We start from the raw sequence: 16,789 nt of genomic DNA, 5'->3' as shown, positions 1-16,789 counted from the left end.
CTATGAGGTTGGTTGTCTGCCTGTTGCCTGCGTTTTGCGCCGGCAGCCGGCAGGCTCCCAGCCTCAAGTTTTATCTGGACAGTCGTTGGGCCGATTCCCCGCACTGCCCAAGAATTTCGCAAGAAGACAAGTTCCCCAAGAGCCACAAAGAAGGTAGGACACCGTGAACCCGGTAATCAAAAAATTCCAGTTCGGTCAGTCGACCGTTACCCTCGAGACTGGCCGTATCGCCCGTCAGGCCTCCGGCGCAGTGCTGGTCACCGTTGACGACGACGTCAGCGTATTGGTGACCGTTGTCGGTGCCAAGCAAGCCGATCCAGGCAAGGGCTTCTTCCCTCTGTCTGTCCACTACCAGGAAAAGACTTACGCTGCCGGTAAGATCCCTGGCGGTTTCTTCAAGCGCGAAGGCCGTCCTTCCGAGAAGGAAACCCTGACTTCCCGACTGATCGACCGTCCGATCCGTCCGCTGTTCCCAGAAGGCTTCATGAACGAAGTGCAGGTTGTCTGCACCGTCGTTTCCACCAGCAAGAAGACTGATCCGGACATCGCTGCGATGATCGGTACTTCGGCCGCGCTGGCGATCTCCGGCATTCCTTTCGATGGTCCGATCGGCGCTGCCCGTGTTGCGTTCCACGAAAGCACCGGCTACCTGCTGAACCCGACCTACGAGCAACTGAAAGCTTCGAGCCTGGACATGGTCGTGGCCGGTACTTCCGAAGCCGTGCTGATGGTTGAATCCGAAGCCAAAGAGCTGACCGAAGACCAGATGCTGGGCGCTGTACTGTTCGCCCACGACGAGTTCCAGGTGGTGATCAACGCCGTCAAGGAACTGGCCGCCGAAGCCGCCAAGCCAACCTGGACCTGGGCTCCACAAGCCGAAGCCACCGAACTGCTGGGCGCGATCCGTGCCGAGTTCGGCGAAGCGATCTCCCAGGCTTACACCATCACCGTCAAGGCCGATCGTTATGCGCGCCTGGGCGAGCTGAAAGACCAGGTGGTTGCCAAGCTGTCCGGTGAAGAAGGCCAGCCGACTGCCGCTGAAGTCAAAGCCGCTTTCGGTGAAATCGAATACCGCACCGTTCGCGAAAACATCGTCAACGGCAAGCCACGCATTGACGGTCGCGACACTCGCACCGTGCGTCCGCTGAACATTGAAGTCGGCGTTCTGCCAAAGACCCACGGTTCGGCGCTGTTCACCCGTGGCGAAACCCAGGCCCTGGTCGTTGCAACACTGGGCACCGCCCGTGACGCGCAACTGCTGGACACCCTGGAAGGCGAGAAAAAAGACCCGTTCATGCTGCACTACAACTTCCCTCCGTTCTCGGTGGGCGAGTGTGGTCGCATGGGTGGCGCCGGTCGTCGCGAAATCGGTCACGGGCGTCTGGCCCGTCGTTCGGTCCAGGCCATGCTGCCAGCCGCTGACGTGTTCCCGTACACCATTCGCGTGGTATCGGAAATCACCGAGTCCAACGGTTCGAGCTCCATGGCTTCGGTCTGCGGCGCTTCCCTGGCCCTGATGGACGCCGGTGTGCCGATGAAGGCTCCGGTTGCCGGTATCGCCATGGGTCTGGTGAAAGAAGGCGAGAAGTTCGCCGTCCTGACCGACATCCTGGGTGACGAAGACCACCTGGGCGACATGGACTTCAAAGTGGCCGGTACCGCCAAAGGCGTGACCGCACTGCAGATGGACATCAAGATCAAGGGCATCACCGAAGAGATCATGGAAATCGCCCTGGGCCAAGCCCTGGAAGCGCGCCTGAACATCCTCGGCCAGATGAACCAGATCATTGGTCAGTCGCGTACCGAGTTGTCGGAAAACGCTCCGACCATGATCGCGATGAAAATCGACACCGACAAAATCCGTGATGTCATCGGTAAAGGCGGCGCGACCATCCGTGCGATCTGTGAAGAAACCAAGGCTTCGATCGACATCGAAGACGACGGCTCGATCAAGATCTTCGGCGAAACCAAGGAAGCGGCAGAAGCAGCACGTCAGCGCGTCCTGGGCATCACCGCAGAAGCCGAGATCGGCAAGATCTACGTGGGCAAGGTTGAGCGCATCGTCGACTTCGGCGCGTTCGTCAACATCCTGCCGGGCAAGGACGGTCTGGTTCACATCTCCATGCTGAGCGATGCTCGCGTCGAGAAAGTGACCGACATCCTCAAAGAAGGTCAGGAAGTGGAAGTGCTGGTACTGGACGTGGACAACCGCGGCCGTATCAAACTGTCCATCAAGGACGTAGCGGCAGCCAAGGCGTCGGGCGTTTAATCACCCCCTCGCTTAGCCGCTGAACAAGCAAACGCCCCGACTGGTTCGGGGCGTTTTGCTATGCGCGGGAAATCACCGTGTCGCAGGTTGCCTGGCCATAAGCTCAGTGCTAGGTTTAGCCCACCGCCCGTGTAGCTCAGCCGGTAGAGCAGCGCACTCGTAACGCGAAGGTCGCAGGTTCGATTCCTGTCTCGGGCACCATTTCCCCTCGCTATTTCATCTTTCTGCTCAGTTCATCGACAGTGCGTTTGAGCTGATCCATCTCGCGATCCTGATCGCTGAGTTCCCGTTTCAGGGACGAAATTTCGCTGTTGTTCGAGCTCGAGTTCGAGCCGCTGTTGCGCTTGAGTTCTTCCACTTGCTTGGCAAGGTCTTTCAGATCGCTTTCCTGGTCCTTGATCGTGCGTTTGAGATCCTCAATCTCCTTGCTGCTGGAGTTGGAACTGGTCCCACTATTGCGCTTGAGCTCCTCAATCTGGCGAGCTTGCTCGCGGAGGATGTGCTTTTGATTTTCCAGTTCGGCGGCGTTGTCCTTCACCGTTTTTGGCAGACTTTCCAAGGCCCCTACGCTGATGTTGGTCTTGACGAGTATGTCCTTGTCAAATGAGTTGCGAAGAGCAGGAATTGTGTCGGAGGCCAACGGCAAATCAGAGGTGGCTTCGACAGCGGCTTGAGCAAGGCTGGCCACTGTCAGGCTGCCGAACAGCAAGGTGGCGATCGCAAGGGGGGTAGAGGGAAGCTTGGAAAAAATGCGCATCACTGGGTTCCTTGTGAAATGCTGATGTGGCACATGGCTATGACTGGATGTTTTGACATATGTTCCCAACTACTTGCGCACCTTGCGCAACTGTTTTTTGTGGGATAGATGTAAAGAGCCGTGTAAATCATCGGCAAAACGTCCTATATTCGTCGTTGCATGAGCATCGCCCAGCAGTTTTCAGATGATCCCCGAATGGTTCTGAAGGCCAGGAAAACCGGGCTTGTAACGGTTTCTGCGGCAGAGAGATCCTTGATGATCCAGATCCATCTTCCATTCCTCCGATCAGCGAGAACGACATGACTGCTAAAGAACTCACCCAGGAAGCCAGACACGAAGAAGCACTGAAGAAGTACGTGCTGGATGCGCCCCAGTTGCTCGAAGAGATCAAGGACCTGAGCGCCGACGATCAAAAAGACCAGATCCAGTGGGCGTTCGAGGATGAGGCCGAAGCCCAGGGATTACAGCCTTGGGAGTTGACGCTCAAGTACACCAGCACACCTGAAGAGTTCGAGGAACAGCGCCTTGCCTTGCACAAGGAAGCGGCCGAGGTACTGGGTGTGGAATGGGATGAATACTGCGAGATGAATAATCTTGTAGTTTAAAAGCAGCTTCAAGCTACAAGCTACAAGCTACAAGCTGCAGGGCAAGCACGGAATGGCTTGATGCTTGCAGCTTGGGGCTTGAAGCTGCTCAGAGACTGAGCCGCATCGACAGGTCCACCGCTTTCACATCCTTGGTCATTGCCCCGATCGAGATGTAGTCCACCCCGGTCTCGGCAATCGGGCGCAACGTGCTTTCGTTGATCCCGCCGCTGGCCTCCAGCTTCGCCTTGCCGCCGTTCAGGCGTACGGCTTCGCGCATGTCATCCAGGCTCAGTTCGTCGAGCATGATGATGTCGGCATTGGCCGCCAGCGCTTCTTTCAATTCAGTCAGGCTTTCCACTTCGATTTCCACCGGTTTGCCCGGTGCGATCTTGTGGGCGGCGGCAATGGCCTGGGCGATGCCGCCGCAGGCTGCGATGTGGTTTTCCTTGATCAGGAAGGCATCGTAGAGGCCGATGCGGTGGTTATGGCAACCGCCACAGGTGACGGCGTACTTCTGGGCCAGGCGCAGCCCTGGGAGGGTTTTGCGAGTGTCCAGCAGCTTGACCTGGGTGTCGGCCACAAAGTCGGCCAAGTAGCGGGCTCGGGTGGCCACGCCAGAAAGCATCTGCAGAAAGTTCAGCGCGCTGCGTTCGCCGGTCAGCAGCGAGCGGGCCGGGCCTTCGAGGTGGAACAGCGCCTGGTCGGGGCTTGCCCGGTCGCCATCGCGTACTTGCCAATGCACGGCGACGCGCGGATCCAGTTGCCGGAACACGGCATCGACCCAGGCCGTGCCGCTGATGACTGCGGCTTCCCGGGTAATGATGGTGGCTTTGGCCAGGCGTTCGGCGGGGATCAGTTGCGCGGTGATGTCGCCGCTGCCGATGTCTTCGAGCAACGCGCGGCGCACGTTGGCCTCGATTTCGGCGGTCAGATCGGCGAGACGTAGATTCGGCATAACGGGCTCCACAAACAAAGTGGCCCGATTATAGGGCCAGTGGCTTGTCTCACAAACAATGTTCCTTATGGGTGACGGCGCCGGACGTCTGCGCCAGGCATCGAAACCTGCATTTGGTCGCATCCTCGCAACATTTCCCCGATTGTCCGGTCACTTATTGCGGAGTATTTCGACCTGGGTCACAGAGTCTGCTGGCATGACCGGGTTCTTTTACCAGATAATCCGCCTTTCGATTGACGTCATGGCTTTGACGTTTCGAGCGCAAGAGCACCCTTTCAGGAGACCAGGATGCACAACGACGGGAATGTAGTGCCCTTGCACAAGGTTTCTACCGATCAGGCGAACCGTTCGCCGCTCGCCCGCCTGCCTGTGATTCTGCTTCAGGTGCGCGACAAGGCCGCCCAGCAGTTGCGCCTTGGTTTGCAGGGGCTGTTCGACAATGCCGACGACACGCTGTTTGAAATGGCCGATCGGGCGCGCAACGATGTCGATCAGAACCTGTTCTTCGAAGCCATGCGGGACTTGCGCCTCAAGCGCAAAAGCATTGAGCGCGAATTTATCGAGCAGTTTTTCGAAGCCTTTGTCAGCCTCGCCCAATACGATCCGACCCAAGCCACCTTGGCGCCGGCGCACGCCTCCGGCCCTCAGGTTCAGCGCACGCATGATGACCTGGAGCGCCATCTGGCGGTGGAGGCCATGGTCACCCGTGTGCTCAGTCGCGATAGCGTGGCTCTTGAGCAACTGACTGCACGGCTCAGCGTCTTGCTCACCAGGCCGCTGGCAAACCAGCAGAACCCTTTGAGCCCAGCGCTGCTGTGTGAAAACTTTCTACAGGCCGGTCGCAACCTGGGGGTGGAGATCAAGGTCAAGCTGATCTTGCTCAAATTGTTCGAGCGCTATGTGCTCAGCGAGTGCGATCAACTGTATACCGAGGCCAACCAGTTGCTGGCCGCTACGGGCATCCTGCCGGATCTCAAGATTTCACCCTCGCGACGAGCGTCGGATCGCGCCGATGAGGCCCCGCGTACCAAGACTGAAAGTGCCGGCCCCAAGGCCGCCGAAGTCGATGACAGCGTGCAGGAAGTATTTGCTGCGTTGCAGAAACTATTGATGCAGGTGCGTGGCAGCGTGGCGCCGACTCTGGAGGCCAGCGCACCGGCCCAACCGATCTCGACCCGTGATTTGCTGCGCCTGCTCTCCCATTTGCAGCAGTACGTGCCGGCGCCTGCCATCGAGGATGAGTTCGACCTGCGCAGCCAACTCGAACAGCTGCTGACCCGGGTCAGCGTCAGAAGCGGCAAGTCGCGGGTGGTCGACGACGCCGATGAAGACGTGATCAACCTGATCTCGATGATGTTTGAATTCATCCTCGACGACCATAACCTGCCGGACTCCTTCAAGGCGTTGATCGGCCGTCTGCAGATTCCGATGCTCAAGGTTGCGGTGCAGGACAAGAGCTTTTTCAGTCGGGGCAATCATCCGGCCCGACGGCTGCTCAATGAAATCGCCGCTGCTGCCACCGGCTGGGGCGATTGCGACGACCATCAGCGCGACAGCCTCTATCTGCGCATCGAACAGGTGGTGCAGCGGTTGTTGAATGACTTTGTCGATGACCCGGCGATCTTCTCTGAATTGCTGGCCGATTTCCTGGCCTTCACCAGCGATGAAAGACGTCGCAGCGAATTGCTCGAACAGCGTATTCGTGACGCCGAAGAAGGTCGGGCCAAGGCCGAACTGGCGCGCCTGCGCGTCGAAGGCGTGCTGAATCAGGTCATGCTGGGCAAAGTGTTGCCGCAAGCGGTGGTGGAGTTCGTGCAGCACGCCTGGAGCCAGGTGTTATTGCTGACCTGCTTCAAGCACGGCAAATATTCAGCCGAGTGGCAGGCCGACGTTTTGACGCTGGAACAGCTGATCTGGAGCGTCCAGCATCACGAAGAACCGGATGCCGGCCTGCGCTTGCTGACGATAGTGCCGCAGCTGCTCAAAGCCTTGCGTGAAGGCCTGAGCCGTTCGGCGTTCGACCCGTTTGCCACCAGCGAGTTTTTCAGCGAGCTGGAAACCCTCCACGTGCTGGCCCTCGAACGCATGGGACAGGCAACGGAACAAACCCAGTCGTTCAATTCGCCGGTCATGGTCCAGGTCTCGGAGAAAATTGTCCTGCGCACCGCTCAAAAGGCCCCGGAAGACAGTGCGGCGGTGCACTTGCCGGCCGATGATGTGGGCCTGCTTCAGGTCGATCAGTTGCGATTGGGAAGCTGGGTTGAGTTCCAGGAGGACGATGACAACAGCCTGCGTTGCAAACTGGCGGCGATCATCGAGGCCACCGGCAAATACGTCTTCGTCAACCGCACGGGCCTCAAAGTGCTGGAGCACAGCCGCACCAGCCTGGCCCTGGAATTTCGCCGGGGGACGGCGCGTCTGTTGGACGACACCTTGCTGTTCGACCGGGCGCTGGAATCGGTGCTGGGCAATCTGCGTCAGCTCAATCGCGGCAAGTGATCGCACAGCCAGGGCCGATCGCGGCATACTGGCGGCATTCACTGACGTCATCGAAGGAACCTGTATGCAGTTGGACCTCGCCAGTGGTTGGTGCGATGGCGTGCGGCATTGCCCATCACCCAACTTCAATGCGCGCCCCGAAGGCGAAATTTCACTGCTGGTGATCCACAACATCAGCCTGCCGCCGGCACAGTTTTCCACGGGCAAGGTGCAGGAGTTTTTCCAGAATCGTCTGGATGTCACGCAACACCCCTATTTTGCCGGTATCGCCGATCTGCGCGTGTCTGCGCATTTTCTGATCGAGCGTGACGGTGCGATTACCCAGTTTGTCTCCTGTCTGGATCGTGCCTGGCACGCGGGCGTTTCGTGTTTCGAAGGGCGGGAGACGTGTAACGATTTTTCCCTGGGCATCGAGCTGGAAGGCACCGACGATCTGCCCTTCACTGACGCGCAATATGCCGCATTGGTCTGCCTGACCCGGCAGTTGCAGGCGGCGTTCAAGGCGATCACGCTGCAGCGCATCTGCGGGCACAGCGACATCGCCCCGGGTCGCAAGACCGATCCGGGACCGGCATTCGACTGGGCGCGCTACCGCGCTGCCTTGATAGAAGGGGAAGGGCAATGAGTTTTCTGGTGCTGCTGCTGGCGATCTGGATCGAGAAATTCTCGGCGTTGCGCCATCGGGTCCAGCGTGACGGCGGTTGGCTGCGCGAACTGAACAAACTCGAGACGAACCCACACTGGGTCAACCGGCCCTGGCTGGTGCTGGTTGTGCTGGTCCTGCTGCCCGTGGCGCTACTGGCCTTGTTACTGTGGGTATTGGAGCCGGTGGCCTATGGTCTGCTGGCACTACCGGTGCATCTGCTGGTGGTGATTTACAGCCTCGGTCGAGGGGATCTGCTCGCTGACCTGGGGCCGTTTCGTGACGCCTGGCGACGGGAAGACCTGCAGGCGGCCGACCATGTGGCCAAGCGCGACCTGAATATCGAGGCCGATAGCGGCGAGCAGTTGCTGGAGCGGGTCCAGGGGCATCTGCTGTGGCAGGCCTATCAGAGTTTTTTCGCGGTGATTTTCTGGTATTTCCTGCTGGGGCCGGTCGCGGCGCTGAGCTATCGCCTGCTGGCGCTGGCCGCCGAGCACAGTCAGAACCCCGGCGTGGCCGAGCGGGCGACGCAGTTGCGCCATGCCTTCGATTGGGTGCCGGTGCGGTTGCTGACCGCGAGCTTCGCCCTGGTGGGCAACTTCGTGGCAGTCAGCCGGGTCATGCTGCATGAGTTGCTGAACTGGAATATCAGCGCAGCAGACCTGATCGGCAAGGTCGGGCTGGTGGCCGGCGAGATTCCCGACCCTGTCGCGGGCCCGGACGGCATCAACAGCCTGGATCGGCTGTGGGAGCTGTTGTTGCGTGCGGCGGTGCTCTGGTATGCCGGGTTTGCACTATGGACAGTGCTGGCTTAGGCATACGCACGCTCTGTGGCGAGGGGATTTATCCCCGCTGGGATGCGCAGCAGCCCCATTGATTGCGGGCTTTAAGATAGCTAGGGGCCGCTTCGCGCCCCAGCGGGGATAAATCCCCTCGCCACAAGAACCGTGCCACGGCTCGTCGTTAACCTTAAGTTACAAATCTTCCCGCCGATTTAGGCTATACAGGGACAGCGCCCAAATAGTGGCTATCTGCTGTCTCTGTGCGCCTGCCCATAAAAACAAGAAATACAACCGGGAGACTTCCTTGTGAAGAGTTTGCTCTGGCCCGCCGTCGCGCTGATGAACCGCCTGAGCTTCGGCATGAAGTTCAGCCTGATCAGCGTGTTGTTCCTGCTGCCGATGCTGGTGACCAATTTCTTTTTGGTGCGCGATTCCTATCGCGAATTCCAGGGCACGCAAGTGGAGCTGCAAAGCCTCGATCTGCTGGGCAACAGCCTGACCCTGCGGCGCGAGCTGGAAACCCTGAACAATCTGGTGCAGATCAATGCCAGCCTCGGTCAGTCCGGCAAGGCCGGGGACGTGGAAGCGAAGATCGGCACCCTTGAAAAGCAGGTGCTGGCGCGGTTGCAGAGCTTGAAAGCCATGGCCGTCGATCCTGAACAGGTCAGCGCCTTCGATGCCAAGCGCGACGAAATGATTGCCGCTTTCAAGGCCCAGCAGGCCGAGCGCTCCCTGCAAAGCAAAAGCGCACTGATTGGCAAGCTGCTCAACAGCGCGCAGATGTTCAGTCAAATCATCGCCAGCCAGGCTGGCCTGAGCCGCGACAACCAGGGCGACATCCGCCAACTGAGCGAATTGATCATCAGCGTGACCCCCAACGTGACCCAAACCCTCGGTGAAGGCCGTGCGCTGGGCGCTGCGTCCCTGGGCCTGGGCTTTCTCAATTCGGCGTCGAGCACCCGGTTCGACGAGTTGCTGGGGCAAATCGAAAAGCTGCAGGGTGAATATGACCTCAAGCTTCAGGACGCCCTGGGTTCCAGCCAGGCGGCCGAGCAGGCGCTTGCCAGTCAGGCCGAAGGCAGCAAGGCAACCTTGAAGAAAGCCGGTGAGCTGATCGAAGATCAGGTGGTGATGGCTGACACGCTGGATGCTCCATGGCTGCCGTTTTACGAGCAGGTCAGCAGTCTGATGGAGCAAACCTACCGACTGAACGACGTAACCCTGGGTTTTCTGGATGTTCAGTTGCAGCATCGCCTGGAGCAGAACCGCAGCCACATGGTGCTGCAAGCCGTTGCGCTGGTCGCCGTATTTCTGCTGATCTTTTACCTGTACGCCGGCTTCTACGCCTCGACCCGCACCACCCTCAAACATCTCGGCGAGATGATGGACAAGGTCGCAGCGGGCGACATGACGGTCAACTTCGTGGCGCGCAGCAAGGATGAGTTGGGGGAGTTGGGTGAAGTGTTCAATGGCACGGTGGCGAAGATCCATGACCTGATCGAACAGGTCGGCCGAACCGTTGCCGAGGTCGAGCGCCAGGCCGGGCAGGTGGAGGCGGTGTCGGCCCAGAGCAACCAGGCCGTGTCCGGGCAGCGCAGTCAGATCGAACTGGTCGCCACGGCGATGAACCAGATGTCGGCCACCGCCCAGGAAGTGGCTCGTAGCGCCGCCGCGGCGGTCAGTAGCGCCCACAGCGTGAACGACGAAACCCTCAGCGGGCGCGGGCTGGTGGAGTCACAGCAGAGCAGCATCGTGCGTTTGGCCAGCGAGATCGATCAGTCGGTGCAGGTGATCAATCAATTGGCGACTGACAGCCAGGCCATCAGTCGTGTGCTGGACGTGATCAAGAGCATCGCCGAACAGACCAACTTGCTGGCGCTCAACGCCGCGATCGAAGCCGCACGGGCCGGAGAGCAGGGGCGCGGTTTCGCGGTGGTGGCTGACGAAGTGCGGACCCTGGCCAAGCGCACCCAGCAATCGACCGAAGAAATCGAAGAAATGATCACCCGCCTGCACGGCGGCGTGGGCGCTGCCGTCAAAGCCATGGGCACCAGCCATGAGATGGCCAGTGGCACGGTGGGGCAGTCGGAAAAGGTCCAGCAGGCGCTGGAAAATATCCTCGGCGCCGTCGGCATGATCGTCGACCAGAACCAGCAGATCGCTGCAGCGGTGGAGCAGCAGACGGCCGTGGCCCATGACATCGACCAGAACATCGTCGAGATCAATCGCGCCGGTGAACGCACCGCCGAAGGCGCGCACCAGACCGAGGACGCCAGCCGTGAGTTGTCCGCCCAAGTGGTGCAGCTCAAGCAGTTGATCAATGCGTTTCGGGTGTAGTTAAAGGATGGTGCTCACCACCGATCCAATGTGGGAGCAAGCCCGCTCCCACAGGGGGTCACCAATTGAACAATTGGCGGGCGTTGGCCGTGCTGGCCTCTGCCAGCTGCTCAGGGCTGATTGTCATGATCCCAGCCAGTGCTTCACAAATGGCCGGTAAATGCGCCGGGCTGTTGCGTTGGCCGGGGAACATCGCCGGGGCCATGTCCGGCGAATCGGTTTCCAGCACCACCGCGTCCAGCGGCAGTTTTGCCAGTACCCGATGCATGCGCAGGGCCTGAGGCCAAGTGGCGGCGCCACCAAGGCCGAGCTTGAAGCCGAGCTTGATGTACTCGCGAGCCTCCTCAAAACTGCCAGCGAAAGCGTGGATAATCCCCCCGCGCTTGAGGTCAATGCGCTTGAGGGTGGCGATCACGGTGGCGTGGCTGCGGCGCACGTGGATCAGCGCCGGCAATTGGAATTGCGCCGCCAGTTGCAGTTGCGCCTCGAACAATGCCTGCTGGCGCTCCCGATCCAGGGTTTGGATGAAGTAGTCCAGACCGATTTCCCCCACCGCACACAACTGCCGATGCCCAGCCAGGCGGATCAGCCATTGGCGCAATTGCCCCAGATCATCGGGGCGATGCTGGTCGAGATACACTGGATGCAGGCCCAGCGCGGCGTGCAGGTCCGGGTCGCTTTGCACCAGATCCCACACCCGTTGCCAGTTATCCCGATACACCCCCAGCACCACCATCTGCCGCACGCCCAAGGCGCGGCTTTCGGCCAGCAGCGCCGGGCGATCCGCATCGAAGTCGGGGAAATCCAGATGGGTGTGGGTATCGATCAGTTCCATGCTTCAATCCTGAAGAATGCTCAGCCCTGATGAATGCGCTGCTTGAACGTGCGTGGGATGGCCTGCACACCGGGTTGGTAATCATCGTTTTCGATGGCGGCCAGGGCCAGCGCCAGGGCTTTGTCGGCGATCAGTTGGTGCTGCTGGGACATGGCGTTGACCGGCAGCGGCAGGAAGTCCAGCAGTTGCGTATCACCAAAGGTGCCCAACCGTAGTGGGCGCGACTTGAGCGGGAAGTCGTGCAGGGCGTCGAACACCCCTTGCAGCAGCACATAGGAGGTGGTGATCAACGCATCAGGCAGGTGCCCCAGTCGCGCGAGCAATTCGTCCATCAACTGGCGACCGCATTCACGGCTGAACGACTCGCCGTGCTCGATCAGCACCTGGCCTTCGAACCCGGCCAGGGCTTCGTTGAACCCGGCGGTGCGTTCCTGGCTGATGCTCAATTCGGGCCGGGCGCTGATCAGCGCGATCTGGCGGGGATTGGTTTCCAGCAGGCTACGGGTCAGTTGCAGGCTGGCCTGGCGGTCATCGCTGATCACCGAGCAGAAGTGCGCAGGCTCCATCACCCGGTCGATGGCGATGATCGGGATACCCTTGGCCTGTAACTGGCGATAACTGTCGTCCCCGGCAGGCAGGCAACTGGCGACAATCAGCGCATCGCAACGTCGGGCGCGGAACAGTTGCAACAGTTGCCGTTCGCTCTCGGGCGCATCGTCGGAGCTGGCGATCAGCAATTGATAGCCCCGCGCTCGGGCACCCTGTTCCAGCAGTTTGGCGATGCGGGCGTAACTGGGGTTTTCCAGGTCCGGCAGGATGAAACCCAGCGTGCGCGTATGCCGGCTGCGCAACCCGGCAGCCTGGGGGTTGGGCGTGAAGCCATGCTCCTCGACCACGGCGCGTACACGTTCGACGGTGGCGCTGCTGATGCGTTGCTGTTCGGCCTTGCCATTGATGACATAGCTGGCGGTGGTCACGGACACACCGGCCAACTGGGCGATATCACTGAGTTTCAACCCGGTTTTCCTTGTTTTTTCGAGTTTGCCCCGACAATGAGGGGCATCCTACCCGATTCAGGACGACGGTTACTGTCGCGACGGCGGCGACAAGTTGCACTTCAAGGATGAGAGATTATCGAGTAACGTGCCAATCTTTCTAGATTAAACGTTTCAGCAGGCGTATTTTCAAGGTTAGCAGGATTTTTTGGCCCGTCTGCCGCGATAGCGCCAAATGCCGTCCTGTAACGCTAAGCTGATTCATTCAAAACAATACCTGGCGCCAACCCGACGCCAAAAAGGAGAAAGCATGCTCGAGCTCACTCTAGAGCAGATATCCATGGCCCAGACGGCTGTGGATAAAGACGCCGCGCTGCAATTGCTCGCTGACAAACTGGTGGCCGATGGCCTTGTAGCCGAGGGTTACCTGGCCGGCTTGCAGGCTCGCGAGGCCCAGGGCTCGACCTTTCTTGGCCAAGGTATTGCCATCCCCCACGGCACCCCGCAAACCCGCGATCTTGTGTACTCCACCGGTGTGCGTCTGTTGCAGTTCCCCGACGGTGTGGACTGGGGTGACGGTCAGATCGTTTACCTGGCGATCGGTATCGCGGCCAAGTCCGACGAACACTTGCGTCTTTTGCAACTGCTGACCCGCGCCCTCGGCGAGACCGACCTGGGCCAGGCCCTGCGCCGCGCAGGTTCGGCCGAAGCGCTGTTGAAGCTGCTGCAAGGCGCGCCACAGGAACTGGCCTTGGATGCGCAGATGATCGGCCTCGGCGTGTCGGCCGACGATTTCGAAGAGCTGGTCTGGCGCGGTGCCCGTCTGCTGCGCCAGGCAGACTGTGTGAGCAACGGCTTTGCTGGAGTGTTGCAGCAGGTCGAGGCGCTGCCATTGGGCGATGGCCTGTGGTGGCTGCACAGCGAACAGACGGTCAAGCGTCCGGGCCTGGCCTTCGTCACGCCGGACAAGCCCATCCGTTACCTCGGTCAGCCCTTGAGCGGTCTGTTCTGTCTCGCCAGCCTCGGCGAGGCTCACCAGGCTTTGCTCGAAAGGCTCTGCGCGTTGTTGATCGAAGGCCGCGGCCATGAACTGGGGCGCGCCACCAGCAGCCGCAAGGTGCTGGAAGTGTTGGGCGGCGAACTGCCCGCCGATTGGCCCAGCGCCCGCATCGGCCTAGCCAATGCCCATGGTTTGCACGCGCGTCCGGCGAAGATCCTCGCGCAACTGGCGAAAAGCTTCGAAGGCGAGATCCGCGTGCGCATCGTCGACGGCCAGGACAGCGCCGTGTCGGTCAAGAGCCTGAGCAAATTGCTGAGCCTGGGCGCTCGTCGCGGCCAGGTCCTGGAGTTCATCGCCGAACCGAGCATCGCCGCTGACGCCTTGCCGGCGCTGCTGGCCGCCATCGAAGAGGGCCTTGGCGAAGAAGTCGAGCCGCTGCCGCCACCGAGTGCGCCTCAGCAAACCACCATGGCCGAAGTGGCTGCCGTCGTGCTGGCGCCCGAATCCGGCAGCTTGATCCAGGCCGTTGCCGCCGCTCCAGGCATTGCCATCGGCCCGGCCCACATCCAGGTGTTGCAGGCCTTCGAGTATCCATTGCGCGGCGAATCAGCGGCCATCGAGCGTGAGCGCTTGCAAAACGCCTTGAACCAAGTGCGCCGCGACATCGAAGGTCTGGTCGAACGCGCCAAGGCCAAGGCCATCCGCGAAATCTTTATCACCCATCAGGAAATGCTCGACGACCCGGCGCTGACCGATGAGGTCGACACTCGATTGAAGCTGGGCGAGAGTGCGCAAGCGGCGTGGATGGGCGTGATCGAAGCGGCTGCCAAAGAACAGGAAGCGCTGCAGGACGCACTGCTCGCCGAACGTGCCGCCGACCTGCGGGACGTCGGTCGGCGTGTGCTGGCGCAGTTGTGCGGCGTCGAAACCCCGAGCGAACCCGAGCAACCTTACATTCTGGTGATGGACGAGGTTGGCCCATCCGACGTCGCCCGTCTGGACCCCGCCCGCGTAGCGGGGATTCTCACCGCGCGCGGCGGCGCCACCGCCCACAGTGCCATCGTCGCCCGAGCCCTGGGGATCCCGGCGCTGGTGGGGGCCGGTGCGGCGGTGTTGCTGCTGGCGCCGGGCACTTCACTGTTGTTGGACGGCCAGCGCGGTCGCCTGCACGTGGACCCCGACGCGCCTACGCTGCAGCGGGCCACCGAAGAGCGCGACACCCGTGAGCAACGTCTCAAGGTCGCAGCCGAACAACGTCATCAACCGGCGCTGACCCGTGACGGTCACGCCGTGGAAGTGTTCGCCAACATTGGCGAGAGCGCCGGTGTCACCAGTGCGGTGGAGCAGGGCGCCGAAGGCATTGGCCTGTTGCGCACCGAACTGATTTTCATGGCTCATACCCAGGCTCCCGATGAAGCGACTCAGGAAGCCGAATACCGCAAGGTGCTCGATGGCCTGGCCGGGCGACCGCTGGTGGTGCGTACCCTCGATGTGGGCGGCGACAAACCGCTGCCGTACTGGCCGATCGCGAAAGAGGAAAACCCGTTTCTCGGCGTGCGAGGCATTCGCCTGACCTTGCAACGTCCGCAGGTCATGGAAGCGCAATTGCGCGCCTTGTTGCGTTCTGCCGACAACCGTCCGTTGCGGATCATGTTCCCGATGGTGGGCAGCGTCGATGAGTGGCGTCAGGCCCGGGACATGACCGAGCGCCTGCGCCTGGAGATCCCGGTGGCGGACCTGCAACTGGGGATCATGATCGAGGTGCCGTCCGCGGCATTGCTGGCGCCGGTGCTGGCCAAGGAAGTCGACTTCTTCAGTGTCGGCACCAACGACCTGACGCAATACACCCTGGCCATTGACCGCGGTCACCCAACCCTTTCGGCTCAGGCTGACGGCCTGCACCCGGCGGTGCTGCAACTGATCGACATCACCGTGCGTGCCGCCCATGCGCATGGCAAGTGGGTCGGCGTGTGCGGTGAGCTGGCGGCCGACCCTTTGGCGGTGCCGGTGCTGGTGGGCCTGGGCGTAGACGAGCTGAGTGTTTCGGCACGCAGCATTGCCGAGGTCAAGGCGCGGGTACGCGAAGTGAGCCTGGCGCAGGTAAAAATCCTCGCCCAAGAGGCCTTGGCCGTGGGCAGCGCCAATGACGTGCGCGCATTAGTGGAGGCGCTGTAATGGCCAAGATCCTTACCCTGACCCTCAACCCGGCGCTCGACCTCACGGTGGAACTGGCGCGCCTGGAACCCGGTCAGGTCAACCGCAGCGATGCCATGCACAGCCACGCCGCCGGCAAGGGCGTGAACGTGGCCCAGGTGCTGGCTGACCTCGGCCACACCGTGACTGTCAGCGGCTTTCTCGGTGAAGACAACGCCCAGGCATTCGAAACGCTGTTCGCCCAGCGCGGTTTTGTCGACGCCTTTATTCGCGTCCCAGGGGAGACCCGCAGCAACATCAAGCTGGCCGAGCAGGACGGACGCATCACAGACCTCAACGGTCCAGGCCCGGTAGTTGATGACGCCGCGCAGCAAGCGCTGCTTGAGCGACTGGAACACATCGCCCCGGGCCACGATGCCGTGGTAGTGGCGGGCAGCCTGCCCCGGGGCGTCAGCCCGCAATGGTTGCAGGCGCTGATCATTCGCTTGAAGGCACTGGGCTTGAACGTGGCCCTCGACACCAGCGGCGAAGCCTTGCGCGTCGCCCTCGCGGCGGGGCCGTGGCTGATCAAGCCAAACACCGAGGAACTGGCCGATGCGCTGGGTTGCGACGTGGTGAGCGAATTTGCCCAGGCGGAAGCGGCGCAACGATTGCACGCCCAAGGCATCGAGCATGTGGTGATTTCCCACGGCGCCGACGGTGTGAACTGGTTCAGTGTCGGTTCGGCGCTGCATGCCTCGCCGCCCAGCGTCACTGTCGCCAGCACCGTGGGGGCCGGCGATTCGCTGCTGGCCGGCATGCTGCATGGCCTGCTCAGCGCCGATACGCCGCAACAGACCCTGCGCACCGCCACGGCCATCGCCGCCATGGCCGTGACGCAGATCGGTTTTGGCATCCATGACACCGCGTTGCTGGCGTCGCTTGAACAGGGCGTGCGCGTGCGCCCCCTGACCGAACAATAAGAGGGTTCGCAAGA

General features: G+C 61.2%; 12 protein-coding genes, 1 tRNA gene and 1 pseudogene. 10 read left to right on the top strand and 4 right to left on the bottom strand.

All coding sequences use genetic code 11. The features are described 5' to 3' along the window. Positions 1–163 precede the first annotated feature (163 nt). Both pnp and T3A99_RS18600 read left to right on the top strand, forming a co-directional pair. A complete protein-coding gene (pnp, locus tag T3A99_RS18605; RefSeq protein ID WP_047229052.1) occupies positions 164–2,269 on the top strand; it encodes a polyribonucleotide nucleotidyltransferase in 2,106 nt (701 codons plus the stop codon). Between the two features lie 125 nt (positions 2,270–2,394). Then, a tRNA-Thr gene (locus T3A99_RS18600) sits at positions 2,395–2,470 on the top strand. Positions 2,471–2,480: 10 nt separating this feature from the next. Here T3A99_RS18600 and T3A99_RS18595 read toward each other — a convergent pair. Then, positions 2,481–3,026, bottom strand: a complete 546-nt coding sequence (locus tag T3A99_RS18595) for a hypothetical protein (RefSeq protein ID WP_188250997.1) — start codon at positions 3,024–3,026, stop codon at positions 2,481–2,483. A 299-nt stretch (positions 3,027–3,325) separates the two neighbouring features. Here T3A99_RS18595 and T3A99_RS18590 point away from each other — a divergent pair, with 299 nt between their 5' ends. Further along, positions 3,326–3,631 carry a DUF6388 family protein gene (locus T3A99_RS18590; protein WP_322834676.1) on the top strand — a complete coding sequence of 102 codons (306 nt, stop codon included), beginning with the start codon at positions 3,326–3,328 and terminating at the stop codon, positions 3,629–3,631. A gap of 88 nt (positions 3,632–3,719) precedes the next feature. Here the strand turns inward: T3A99_RS18590 and nadC are convergent, their stop codons facing one another. Further along, the gene (nadC, locus tag T3A99_RS18585; RefSeq protein WP_047229050.1) at positions 3,720–4,568 is read right to left on the bottom strand and encodes a carboxylating nicotinate-nucleotide diphosphorylase; all 849 of its coding nucleotides are present in this window, start codon (positions 4,566–4,568) and stop codon (positions 3,720–3,722) included. A 288-nt stretch (positions 4,569–4,856) separates the two neighbouring features. Here nadC and T3A99_RS18580 point away from each other — a divergent pair, with 288 nt between their 5' ends. From T3A99_RS18580 to T3A99_RS27940, 5 genes and pseudogenes are all read left to right on the top strand, one after another. Continuing rightward, positions 4,857–7,067 (top strand): DUF1631 domain-containing protein, encoded by a 2,211-nt coding sequence (locus tag T3A99_RS18580; RefSeq protein WP_188250995.1) that lies wholly within the window; start codon positions 4,857–4,859, stop codon positions 7,065–7,067. 64 nt (positions 7,068–7,131) lie between these two features. Further along, complete coding sequence (ampD, locus tag T3A99_RS18575) at positions 7,132–7,692, top strand: 1,6-anhydro-N-acetylmuramyl-L-alanine amidase AmpD (RefSeq protein ID WP_322834675.1); 561 nt, start codon at positions 7,132–7,134, stop codon at positions 7,690–7,692. Beyond that, complete coding sequence (gene ampE, locus T3A99_RS18570) at positions 7,689–8,525, top strand: regulatory signaling modulator protein AmpE (protein WP_322834674.1); 837 nt, start codon at positions 7,689–7,691, stop codon at positions 8,523–8,525. Before ampD ends, ampE begins: the two co-directional genes overlap by 4 nt. A 306-nt stretch (positions 8,526–8,831) precedes the next feature. Further along, positions 8,832–9,923 (top strand): annotated as a pseudogene (locus T3A99_RS27945) (methyl-accepting chemotaxis protein); the annotation flags it as partial. After that, positions 9,900–10,829, top strand: coding sequence for a methyl-accepting chemotaxis protein (locus tag T3A99_RS27940; protein ID WP_370695208.1), 930 nt, complete (start codon positions 9,900–9,902; stop codon positions 10,827–10,829). The pseudogene T3A99_RS27945 and the gene T3A99_RS27940, both read left to right, overlap by 24 nt. Positions 10,830–10,887: 58 nt before the next feature. On the opposite strand, the gene T3A99_RS18560 is transcribed toward T3A99_RS27940, so the two are convergent. After that, a complete protein-coding gene (locus T3A99_RS18560) occupies positions 10,888–11,664 on the bottom strand; it encodes a TatD family hydrolase (RefSeq protein ID WP_322834672.1) in 777 nt (258 codons plus the stop codon). Between the two features lie 20 nt (positions 11,665–11,684). Beyond that, positions 11,685–12,680, bottom strand: coding sequence for a catabolite repressor/activator (gene cra / locus T3A99_RS18555; protein WP_047229044.1), 996 nt, complete (start codon positions 12,678–12,680; stop codon positions 11,685–11,687). 289 nt (positions 12,681–12,969) lie between these two features. Between cra and ptsP the strand changes: the two genes are divergently transcribed. After that, positions 12,970–15,834: a phosphoenolpyruvate--protein phosphotransferase gene (gene ptsP, locus T3A99_RS18550; protein WP_047229043.1), complete on the top strand. Its 2,865-nt coding sequence runs from the start codon at positions 12,970–12,972 to the stop codon at positions 15,832–15,834. After that, complete coding sequence (gene pfkB / locus T3A99_RS18545) at positions 15,834–16,775, top strand: 1-phosphofructokinase (protein WP_047229042.1); 942 nt, start codon at positions 15,834–15,836, stop codon at positions 16,773–16,775. The genes ptsP and pfkB overlap by 1 nt, the downstream gene beginning before the upstream one ends. Positions 16,776–16,789: the final 14 nt, after the last annotated feature.

The sequence above is a fragment of the Pseudomonas sp. N-137 genome (assembly GCF_034555295.1).
In the GTDB taxonomy this organism is placed as follows: domain Bacteria; phylum Pseudomonadota; class Gammaproteobacteria; order Pseudomonadales; family Pseudomonadaceae; genus Aquipseudomonas; species Aquipseudomonas rhizophila.
Note: the sequence above shows the minus strand (reverse complement) of the source record. Positions and strands in the feature narration are given on the sequence as shown.

Coding starts and splice junctions, on each gene's coding strand:
- T3A99_RS18595 (WP_188250997.1), bottom strand. CDS start 3,026: ATGCGCATTTTTTCCAAGCTTCCCTCTACCCCCCTTGCGATCGCCACC.
- T3A99_RS18590 (WP_322834676.1), top strand. CDS start 3,326: ATGACTGCTAAAGAACTCACCCAGGAAGCCAGACACGAAGAAGCACTG.
- nadC (WP_047229050.1), bottom strand. CDS start 4,568: ATGCCGAATCTACGTCTCGCCGATCTGACCGCCGAAATCGAGGCCAAC.
- T3A99_RS18580 (WP_188250995.1), top strand. CDS start 4,857: ATGCACAACGACGGGAATGTAGTGCCCTTGCACAAGGTTTCTACCGAT.
- ampD (WP_322834675.1), top strand. CDS start 7,132: ATGCAGTTGGACCTCGCCAGTGGTTGGTGCGATGGCGTGCGGCATTGC.
- ampE (WP_322834674.1), top strand. CDS start 7,689: ATGAGTTTTCTGGTGCTGCTGCTGGCGATCTGGATCGAGAAATTCTCG.
- T3A99_RS27940 (WP_370695208.1), top strand. CDS start 9,900: ATGACGGTCAACTTCGTGGCGCGCAGCAAGGATGAGTTGGGGGAGTTG.
- T3A99_RS18560 (WP_322834672.1), bottom strand. CDS start 11,664: ATGGAACTGATCGATACCCACACCCATCTGGATTTCCCCGACTTCGAT.
- ptsP (WP_047229043.1), top strand. CDS start 12,970: ATGCTCGAGCTCACTCTAGAGCAGATATCCATGGCCCAGACGGCTGTG.
- pfkB (WP_047229042.1), top strand. CDS start 15,834: ATGGCCAAGATCCTTACCCTGACCCTCAACCCGGCGCTCGACCTCACG.